This window comes from Roseospira visakhapatnamensis (assembly GCF_014197915.1).
Classification (GTDB): domain Bacteria; phylum Pseudomonadota; class Alphaproteobacteria; order Rhodospirillales; family Rhodospirillaceae; genus Rhodospira; species Rhodospira visakhapatnamensis.
In genome coordinates this window covers 1-2,197 of record NZ_JACIGK010000078.1, presented here as the reverse complement: position 1 = coordinate 2,197, position 2,197 = coordinate 1, and the positions used below count along the sequence as shown (strand labels likewise).

Sequence of the window (2,197 nt, the reverse complement as noted above, 5' to 3'; positions counted from 1 at the left end):
CCTCCCGGCCACCCACGGCAGTATACTTGGGGTGGCCGGGAGGGGGAGCGGGCCGGCCACGGACTGCAACGGTCATTCTCAATGACCGTTGGTATGACCCGGCGGAGTCCGGGACGCAGGGGCACGGGATCCGTGGTCCGCGTCACGGGGCTCCGGCGTCGGATGACCACGTCGTCAGGATAGGCCGGCCGAGAGGGGCGGGGCGACGAGTCCGTTCGCACGTCTCGCTGGTATAAAGTCTTGCTGCCCGACCGGAGGTGTGGTCCGATTCTTGCTGTCCTTGAGGGGCGGGGATGCCCTGGCGAACCGGCCGGGCTCGGCGGCGACCTGACCGCGCACATCAGCCATGCAGGTTCCGTTTCTGTTCCGAACAATTGATGCATGTCAATGTTGGAATGGTTCCAGGAGAGTATCAGCGTCCCCTAATACGTTGGCCGTCCGGCCGCTCCTGTGGTCGGACCCCGCGACGACCCGGATCAAGGTCCGGGCCTGAAAAGGATCGTGGATCATGACGGCACCGGACAGCTGGTCCGTGGCCCCGGCGGTCGGTGCCGAGGCCACGTCTTCTTCCCGCCCGCGCGATACAGGCCCCGAGGCAGGGGAGATGGAGACCGGGTCGCTCTACAGCGACTATGAGAAGGTCTATCCGCGTCGGACCGAAGGGCAGTTCCGGCGCATCAAGACCGCCATGAACACGGTGTTGCTGTCGATCTTCTTTATCGGTCCGTGGCTGCGCTGGGATCGTGGTCCCGACGCGCCGGGTCAGGCCATCCTGATCGACATGCCCGGCCGCAAGGCCTACTTCTTCGCCATCGAGATCTGGCCCCAGGAGGTCTACTACCTGACCGGCTTGCTGGTCATCGCGGCGGTGACGCTGTTCTTCGCGACCGCCCTGCTGGGCCGGGTGTGGTGCGGGTTCGCCTGCTTCCAGACCGTGTTCACCGACGTGTTCGTGGCCATCGAGCGGGCCATCGAGGGTGAGCGCAGCGCGCGCATGCGCCTGGACCGGGGACCGCTGACCGCCGCCAAGGTGTCTCGCAAGGTCCTGAAAAACCTGGCCTGGCTGGCGGTGGCGTTCGCCGTCGGCCTCGGCTTCGCGCTGTACTTCGGGGACGCGCCCCGGTTCCTGGCGGACATCCTGACGTTCCAGGCCGGCATGGCGCCCTATGGCACCATCGCCGTGGTGGGCGGCTTCTGCTTCCTGCTGGCCGGCTACGCGCGCGAACAGGTGTGCATCTACATGTGCCCCTATGCGCGCTTCCAGAGCGCCATGATGGACGACGAGTCCCTGATCGTCACCTACGAGTCATGGCGGGGCGAGCCGCGCGGCAAGGCCCGCAAGACCGAGGACTTCAGCCAGCGCGGCCATTGCGTCGACTGCACCCTGTGCGTTCAGGTCTGCCCCACCGGTGTCGACATCCGCAAGGGGACGCAACTGGCGTGCATCGGCTGCGGTCTGTGCGCCGACGCCTGCGACAGCATCATGGACCGGTTCAACCTGCCGCGCGGGCTGGTGCGGTTCGATTCGGTGCGCAACCAGGCCGGTCGCGCCGCCGGCGAGACGGTGTCCATTCGCTGGGTTCGCCCGCGCACCCTCATCTACATCACCGCCCTGGCGGTGGCGATCGTGGTCATGGCGCTGACCCTGGCGACCCGCTCGCGGCTGGAGGTCAACGTGCTGCCGGAGCGCAGCCCGCTTTATGTGATGCTCTCCGACGGCTCCATCCGGAACGGCTACACCTTCAAGATTCTCAATATGGAACGGGTGGACACGCGCTTCACGGTTTCGGTGCATGGGGTGGAGGGCGCCGAGATCGCGGTGGTCGGCTACGACGTGCCCGCCGATACGCCGACCCGCGTGAGCCTGCCGGTTGCCGGGGACAGTGTCGGCACCTTCCGGATTTACGTCTCCGCCGATCCCGAGGCGCTGGACGGCGCCGCGACCCCCTTGACCTTCCGGGTGGTCAATGAGGGCAACGACGAGACCATCAATCATCGCGTCAATTTCAACGCGCCCGGGCGATGACGGCCTCGGCCCGGGGGCGATGGATGGCGCGCCGGCCGGCCGCCGGACCCTTGGATCGCGGCCATCGCCCGCCGGGCAGGGCTCCGAATCCAGATTACGGGATGTTCATGTTGAGGATTGAGGCGAGGTAGCTGGGATCCCAGGCGGCCCGTTTGCGTCGGGTCTTGAGGG

1 protein-coding gene is annotated in these 2,197 nt (G+C 67.0%); it reads left to right on the top strand.

The window, feature by feature from the left end:
- The first annotated feature begins 508 nt into the window (after positions 1–508).
- Positions 509–2,026, top strand: a complete 1,518-nt coding sequence (gene ccoG, locus GGD89_RS19470) for a cytochrome c oxidase accessory protein CcoG (RefSeq protein WP_184049176.1) — start codon at positions 509–511, stop codon at positions 2,024–2,026.
- Positions 2,027–2,197 lie beyond the last annotated feature (171 nt).

Coding starts and splice junctions, on each gene's coding strand:
- ccoG (WP_184049176.1), top strand. CDS start 509: ATGACGGCACCGGACAGCTGGTCCGTGGCCCCGGCGGTCGGTGCCGAG.